Annotated in this window: 5 protein-coding genes and 1 pseudogene; 3 read left to right on the top strand and 3 right to left on the bottom strand. The window is 41.0% G+C overall.

What is annotated here, in order from left to right:
- Window positions 1–306 precede the first annotated feature (306 nt).
- Window positions 307–621: a YbhB/YbcL family Raf kinase inhibitor-like protein gene (locus ACO1O5_RS07005; RefSeq protein ID WP_486269123.1), complete on the bottom strand. Its 315-nt coding sequence runs from the start codon at window positions 619–621 to the stop codon at window positions 307–309.
- On the opposite strand from ACO1O5_RS07005, the gene ACO1O5_RS07000 reads away from it, so the two are divergent.
- A complete protein-coding gene (locus tag ACO1O5_RS07000; RefSeq protein ID WP_486269122.1) occupies window positions 580–840 on the top strand; it encodes a hypothetical protein in 261 nt (86 codons plus the stop codon). The genes ACO1O5_RS07005 and ACO1O5_RS07000 overlap by 42 nt on opposite strands.
- A 98-nt stretch (window positions 841–938) precedes the next feature.
- On the opposite strand, the gene ACO1O5_RS06995 is transcribed toward ACO1O5_RS07000, so the two are convergent.
- The gene (locus ACO1O5_RS06995; protein ID WP_486269121.1) at window positions 939–1121 is read right to left on the bottom strand and encodes a DUF6496 domain-containing protein; all 183 of its coding nucleotides are present in this window, start codon (window positions 1119–1121) and stop codon (window positions 939–941) included.
- A 245-nt stretch (window positions 1122–1366) separates the two neighbouring features.
- A complete protein-coding gene (locus tag ACO1O5_RS06990) occupies window positions 1367–1534 on the bottom strand; it encodes a DUF1328 domain-containing protein (protein WP_486269120.1) in 168 nt (55 codons plus the stop codon).
- Between the two features lie 307 nt (window positions 1535–1841).
- Between ACO1O5_RS06990 and ACO1O5_RS06985 the strand changes: the two genes are divergently transcribed.
- Entirely contained in the window at window positions 1842–3632 is a 1791-nt protein-coding gene (locus ACO1O5_RS06985) for a thiamine pyrophosphate-requiring protein (RefSeq protein ID WP_486269119.1), read from the top strand.
- A pseudogene (locus ACO1O5_RS06980) lies at window positions 3619–3998 on the top strand (enolase C-terminal domain-like protein); the annotation flags it as partial. The gene ACO1O5_RS06985 and the pseudogene ACO1O5_RS06980, both read left to right, overlap by 14 nt.

Raw genomic sequence — 3998 nt, 5'->3', positions numbered from 1 at the left:
CAAAAATACAGCCGTAAAACGTTGAAGAGTTTTACATTATGAAATATAACCATACTTCATATGGGTGTCATGCAGTATTAAGGCTTGAATAAAATAGGTGGATAACAGCCGGGCATAAACGAATACATGAAGCACGGCATTTACGGTCACCCCACAATTTTCAACCCTAAATTAATGTCCTCGTCATTTTCTCACCAATTTGAATATGGAATATTAACCTGTGCGTGCTTTCATTAACGTACCAGGATTATGTATAACGCCGTCACTAATTTAATCCTCTCATTAGGACGGCAATACACGGATTAGCTAAAAATTAGGGGATTGTTTTTGATACTTCCCCATTAAAACGCCTTGGGCAAGTATGTGATTTTCCATCGACGTTTTTAGTTTTTGTTTATCAGACCCTTCTTCAAGAGAAAGGCTGGTATTTAAAGCAAACACGGTGAAATAATACCGGTGAGACCCTGATGGCGGACACGGTGGATAATAACCCATTTTCCCGGCACTGTTTTTTCCGCTTGTTCCCAACGCCCTGGCTTCTTCTATAATTCGATCCGGCGGAATATTCCACAAGAGCCAATGATCAAAAGTTCCCCGCGGCGCATCTGGGTCTTCAGCAATAATGGCGAGAGTCTTAGTTTTTCAGGTATGCTATCAACGATTAATGGCGGGTTGATCGCTTCACTGTCACAAGTATATTTCGCAGGTATGTTGCCTCCTTCTATAAAGGCTTCACTGGCAACTAATAATTTTTTCATATCGATCGTTTTTAATTCTTTCGAAAATGACTATGAAATGCCAGTACATGAAGACGCAAACTTTCTTTTAGATACCAAATAAATCACCAAAACTGTTAAGTGCCTGGTTAAATTTTCGAAATGCCAATTGCATTAATACTTTGGCCCACTTGAACTTTCAGGTGCTTCTTTGGGAGCTGGTTATTTGGAGGATTTCTTCGGTACTTTGTCGCCTTCTTTTCTTGCCTCCGAAAGTCCTATTGCAATTGCCTGCTTCGGATCAGTAACTTTCTTTTTACTGTTACCGCTTTTTAGTTTGCCTTCATGCATTTCATGCATGGCTTTTTCTACTTTCTTACCTGCTTTCTTAGAATATTTTGCCATATAGATAATGTTTATTTTACTTAAGTATTTGGTGCTGACATGCCAGTAGATTATCAAGGAGGGTAGAGAGGCCACAGGATACTTTTTCCCTTTAGCAAACAATTATATCGCCGGCTTCATCAATAACTTCCTTTGCAGATGTGCAACTAAAGTACAAGGCAACACTATGTACTAACTATCAAGGATAGGTGCACATTTCAAATATTGATGTTACATTGCCCAATCGGTGATTTTTTTAATGTTGATTATTTTCCGAAAACTTTTGCCCCAAATATTATAGCCAAAAGAAACAACACAATAAAAATATAAAACAGCACTTTCGCAATGGAAGCTGCGCCAGCGGCAATGCCCGTAAATCCAAAGACAGCAGCCACGATAGCTATTATAAAAAATATAACTGCGTATTTAAGCATAACGTAAATTTTGAAGTGAGAATAAAAAATACGTGCCAGATTTTCTCTGTTGTTCTATCCGTTGCTCAAAATTTATTAAAAGAATACTAATGCGTTCTTCAAGCAGGGCTGATACGATGGATGTAATAAAAAAGTGTAGTCAATCTTACCACAATGGGGAAAAAAATCCTTACTTCTCTAAAGGGAGATGAATTCATAAAAGATAATAATATGGCGAGATTACAACCGTTGTCAATAATGGCAGGCCTTTTGAGAACCAATAGTTACTTCACTTACACATCATTCGTAACCTTTAATATAATTTACTATGAGCAAGACAGTTGGCGATTTCCTTATCGAACGATTAAATGAATGGGGAATCAGGAGAATATTTGGTTTTCCAGGTGATGGTATAAATGGTTTGATGGGCTCCTTAGACCGCCTCGAAAATAAAATGGAATTTATACAGGTACGGCATGAAGAGAATGCCGCATTTATGGCATGTGCCCATGCGAAATTTACGGGCGAAGTTGGTGTATGTATGGCAACTTCCGGACCGGGGGCTATTCATTTATTAAATGGATTATACGATGCGAAGATGGATCACCAGCCGGTTGTAGCTATTATTGGCCAGCAGGCCCGCGCCGCCATAGGCGGCAGCTACCAGCAGGAAGTGGATCTTATTTCGTTATATAAAGATGTGGCGCACGAGTTTGTGCACATGGCAACAGTGCCGTCGCAAATACGGCACCTAACTGATAGGGCTATACGAATTGCGAAGAATGAAAGATGCGTTACCTGTATTATTATTCCAAACGATCTGCAGGATGTTGCCTTTGAAGAACCGGCAAGAGCACATGGAACTGTTCATTCAGGCATTAGTTATTCGGTGCCACGAATCGTTCCATCAAAAAGTGATTTACAAAAAGCAGCGAACATATTAAACGAAGGAAAAAAAGTGGCCATGCTCGTAGGCGCCGGCGCCTTCGGAGCCGAAACAGAAGTAATGCAGGTAGCAGAACTGTTAGGAGCAGGTGTTGCAAAAGCACTACTCGGCAAAGCTGTTTTGCCTGACGATCTCCCCTACGTTACAGGATCTATTGGCTTATTAGGCACGAAGCCAAGTTGGGATTTGATGATGGACTGCGATACGTTGTTAATGATCGGCTCCAGTTTCCCCTACTCAGAATTTCTACCTAAAGAAGGTAAGGCACGTGGTGTGCAAATAGATATAGATGGAAAGATGCTCGGCATACGATACCCGATGGAAATGAATTTGCAGGGAGATAGTAAAGAAACTTTAAAGGAACTGATTCCGTTACTGCAAAGGAAAGACGACAGGACGTGGCAAGATGATATAGCGAAAAATATCAGGGAATGGTGGGAAGTAGTAGACGCCAGGGCGATGAATAGTGCCAGCCCGATTAACCCGCAAAGAATTTATTGGGAACTCTCGTCACGTCTTCCTGAAAATTGCATCCTATCTTCTGACTCCGGAACGTCTGCAGATTGGTTTGCACGCGATATAAAAATACGCACCGGCATGAAAGCGTCACTCTCCGGAAACCTGGCTACCATGTGTCCCGGAGTACCTTATGCCATCGCAGCAAAGTTTGCCTATCCTGATCGTGTATCCATAGCGTTAGTAGGCGACGGCGCTATGCAAATGCTCGGCAACAATGGTTTAATAACTATTGCAAAATATTGGAAACAATGGAGCAACCCGAAATTAATTATAGTGGTACTTAATAATCGTGATTTAAACCAGGTAACATGGGAGCAGCGTATTATGGAAGGCGATCCAAAATTTGAAACATCACAGGATTTGCCGGATTTCCCGTTTGCAGAATATGCTAAAATATTGGGGCTCGACGGAATTAAAGTTGATAAGGAAGACGATATCGTTTCGGCAATTGAGCAAACACTTGCCTGCCGTAGACCCGTCGTGCTGGAAGCGTATACGGATCCATCTGTACCGCCATTGCCACCTCATATAACATTTAAACAGGCAAAAGCGTTTGCTTCGTCCATGGTTAAGGGAGACGTTAACTCATGGGATATGATAAAGCAATCCTGGAAAGATGTAGTGGAAAATTATTTACCTCATGCTCATAACTAAAGTGACATCAAGTGATTCCATATTAGTGAAGAGTTTAAAAGTTTCAGCCTATAAGATACCAACTGATTTACCGGAAGCGGACGGCACCATACAATGGAATAGCACGACGATGGTATTGACCGAAATTGAAGGTGGCGGAAAAAAAGGCTTAGGATATACTTACGCACATGAAGCCGCGGCCTCTATCATAGATAAAACATTAAAGGAAATTGTAGTCGGTAAAAATGTGATGGATATTGAGAGCATTACTTTCAATACCATATCTGCCATACGAAATAACGGGGATTGTGGAATAGCCATGATGGCAGTAAGTGCTGTAGATAATGCATTGTGGGATTTGAAAGCGAAATTGCTAAATCTCCCTTT

Source organism: Ginsengibacter sp. (assembly GCF_057362405.1).
Note: the sequence above shows the minus strand (reverse complement) of the source record. Positions and strands in the feature narration are given on the sequence as shown.